Genomic DNA, 2,749 nt, shown 5'->3' with positions numbered 1-2,749 from the left:
TATCAGTTCCGGTCGTCCGGCAGCACCGGCAGCGGCGACACCTCGACGCCTTCCTCGATTAGCGAGCGGGCTTCCTCCGGCGACGCCTCGCCGTAGATCGGGCGGTGTTCGATATCGCCGTAGTGCATCTTGCGGGCTTCGTTTGGAAAGCGCTCGCCGACATTGTCGGCGTTCTTCACGATATGATCGCGCAACTCCTTGAGCTTGGCGCGCAGCTCGCGCTCCTGCGCCATCATCAGCGGGGTCGACGCGGGCGCAGCAACTTCGGTGGCGGCGGGTGCCGGAACCGCAACGTCCCGGCCCTTCTTGCTCACGATCTGCGGAGCCATGATGGCGCGTTCGACCTTGGCCGAGCCGCAGACCGGGCAGTTCACCAGCTTGCGTTTTTCCTGGATTTCGTAGGCGGAAGAGCTTTGAAACCAGCTTTCGAACGCGTGGTCGCGTTCGCAGCGCAGATTGTACCGGATCATGCCGATCCCCGCACCAGGTGCAGATGTTCGGGGCCGGATCTGGTATCCACGACGCTGAAGCGCCGGCCGTGCTGCAGCGACGGCACGGTTTTGCGCGCGGTTTCGACTTTGGCGGGATCGATTTTGGCCAGGAAAACGCCGGGCTCGACGCCGCCTTCGGCCAATATCTCGCCCCAGGGCGCAATGATCAGCGAATGACCGAAGGTCTCGCGCTTGTTCTCGTGCAGGCCACATTGCGCCGCCGCGAACACGAAACAGCCATTCTCGATGGCGCGGGCGCGCAACAGCGTGTGCCAATGCGCTTCGCCGGTCTTTCGGGTGAAGGCGGAAGGCACGGTGAGGAACGCGGCGCCGCTTTCGGCGAGCGCGCGATACAGCGCCGGAAAGCGCACGTCGTAGCAGATCGTCAGCCCGATCCGGCCCCACGGCAGGTCGGAAATCACGGCGGTTTCGCCCGGCTGATAATTGGCGGATTCGCGATAGCTCTCGCCGCCGGGCAGGTCGATGTCGAACATGTGGATCTTGTCGTAGCTCGCGATCACCAGGCCATCGGGCCCGATCAGGAACGAGCGGTTGACCGCCCGCTCCGGCGATGCGCGCAGCGCCAATGAGCCGATATGGAGATGGATCTTCAGCTCGGCCGCCAGCGCGCGATAGGCCTTGAGCGAAAGATCGTCTTCCTCGGCCGCGAGATGCTCGAACAGCGCCTTGCGATTAAGCTGCATCATGTTGCTCACCTCGGGGGTGAGCACATAATCGGCGCCTTGCGCGGCCGCTTCACGGATCAGCCTGGTTCCCTGCTCGAGGCTGGGTTCCGGCAACAGCCCGGTGCGCATCTGCACCATCGCGGCGGTGAAGGTGAGGTCAGCGCTCATGAGTTGGCCTTTTCGCCCGCCAGCATCGCATCGAGCTTGCCCGCGCGGTCCAGCGCATACAGCTCGTCGCAGCCGCCGACATGGGTTTCGCCGATGAAAATCTGCGGGAAGGTCGACCCGGCGCCGGCGCGATCCCACATTTTTTGCCGCAACGTCGGATCGGTGGCGACGTCGAATTCGGTGAACGCGGCCTGCTTGCGCGTCAGCAGCGACTTGGCGGCGCTGCAATAGCCGCAGCCCGGACGGGTGTAGATTTCGATGGCAGCGGTCATGGGCGCTCTGTGGGTCGGGAGTACCGGATTATATGGGAGATTTATGGGTATCCACAACCCGGGCGAACACCAGCACGTCGACGGAAGCGGCCTTGGCGCGCAGCAGCGCCCGCGCGCAGGCGTCGACCGTGGCGCCGGAGGTCAGGACATCGTCGATCAGGACCACACGGCGGCCGTGAATCAGGGATTGCCGGTCGGCGGCGACCTTGAACGCGCCCTGCACATTGCTGGCGCGCTCCTTCCGCGACAGGCCGATCTGCTGCTGGGTCGGCCGCACCCGCCGCAGCGCTTCGGAACTCAGTTTCACGCCGGTCTGCCGCTCGATCACCCGCGCCAGCGCGCCGGACTGGTTGTAGCGCCGGCTCCAGCCGATTTATGTCTTTGTGAATAGGCGGGAATGGGCGGGAAATAATGGGAAGTAGTGCCTATAAATAAAGGATTTCTTGCGCGTCTACTTTGCGCATTGGCGGGATTGACTGGGAAGGGCCAGGGCACTAAGTGTAGGTAATAAAGTAGGTAACAAACCGAGGTACTTCATGCCCCGCCTGGACCCCAAAAAAGTCGTCGCAGCCATCAAAGAGAGTGAAGGGAACAAGACGCTGAAGCGGATCAGCGACGGGCAGAGCCTTTACTTAATGGTGCGCAACGGTCGCGGCTATTGGTCTTATAGTTGGCGCGATGGCGCGAGCTTCCGAACCAAGCTACTCGGCAGCGCGGCCATGTCGCCAGCGAAGGCCCGGATTGCGCGTGAAGAGGAAGCCACCAAGCGCCGAAGCGGCATCGTCTTTGAGAGGCGCGGCGCCGCGAATCGGAGACTAAATCCTGCACCAGCGGACGCCGCTGGTAAGCTCTTCGGTGACGTGGTGGTAGAATATCTTGCCAAGCAAGCTGTCAATTGGACGGGAGGGCTGGAGGGCAAAGAGGCGCGTTCGTATTGCCGGAGCTTGACCGGCAACGCCTTCGCAATGATCCCTGTCGCCGATATCGCTACGGGCGACGTTGAGGCCGCACTTGAGAAGTTCACTCCCGGTCGCTCGGAAAAGATGCGCATGCGGATCAACAAAATTTTGGACTATTCGACTGTCAAGGGATACCGGACGGGTGATAACCCGGCGAGGCTAAAAGGCCACTT

General features: G+C 62.6%; 4 protein-coding genes and 1 pseudogene. 1 reads left to right on the top strand and 4 read right to left on the bottom strand.

What is annotated here, in order from left to right; translation table 11 throughout:
* Nucleotides 1-2 precede the first annotated feature (2 nt).
* The 4 genes and pseudogenes from ABR948_RS29445 to ABR948_RS29430 form a co-directional block, all read right to left on the bottom strand.
* Nucleotides 3-470, bottom strand: coding sequence for a DUF1178 family protein (locus ABR948_RS29445; RefSeq protein ID WP_428124827.1), 468 nt, complete (start codon nt 468-470; stop codon nt 3-5).
* The gene (locus tag ABR948_RS29440) at nt 467-1,345 is read right to left on the bottom strand and encodes a carbon-nitrogen hydrolase family protein (protein WP_428124825.1); all 879 of its coding nucleotides are present in this window, start codon (nt 1,343-1,345) and stop codon (nt 467-469) included. The genes ABR948_RS29445 and ABR948_RS29440 overlap by 4 nt, the downstream gene beginning before the upstream one ends.
* Nucleotides 1,342-1,617, bottom strand: a complete 276-nt coding sequence (grxC, locus tag ABR948_RS29435; protein ID WP_428124823.1) for a glutaredoxin 3 — start codon at nt 1,615-1,617, stop codon at nt 1,342-1,344. The genes ABR948_RS29440 and grxC overlap by 4 nt, the downstream gene beginning before the upstream one ends.
* Nucleotides 1,618-1,645: 28 nt before the next feature.
* Nucleotides 1,646-1,987, bottom strand: a pseudogene (locus ABR948_RS29430) (ComF family protein); the annotation flags it as partial.
* 166 nt (nt 1,988-2,153) lie between these two features.
* Between ABR948_RS29430 and ABR948_RS29425 the strand changes: the two are divergent.
* Nucleotides 2,154-2,749 (top strand): Arm DNA-binding domain-containing protein (locus ABR948_RS29425; protein ID WP_428124821.1); only part of this gene is annotated, 596 nt, incomplete at its 3' end.

The sequence above is a fragment of the Bradyrhizobium sp. genome (assembly GCF_050014615.1).
In the GTDB taxonomy this organism is placed as follows: domain Bacteria; phylum Pseudomonadota; class Alphaproteobacteria; order Rhizobiales; family Xanthobacteraceae; genus Bradyrhizobium.
Note: the sequence above shows the minus strand (reverse complement) of the source record. Positions and strands in the feature narration are given on the sequence as shown.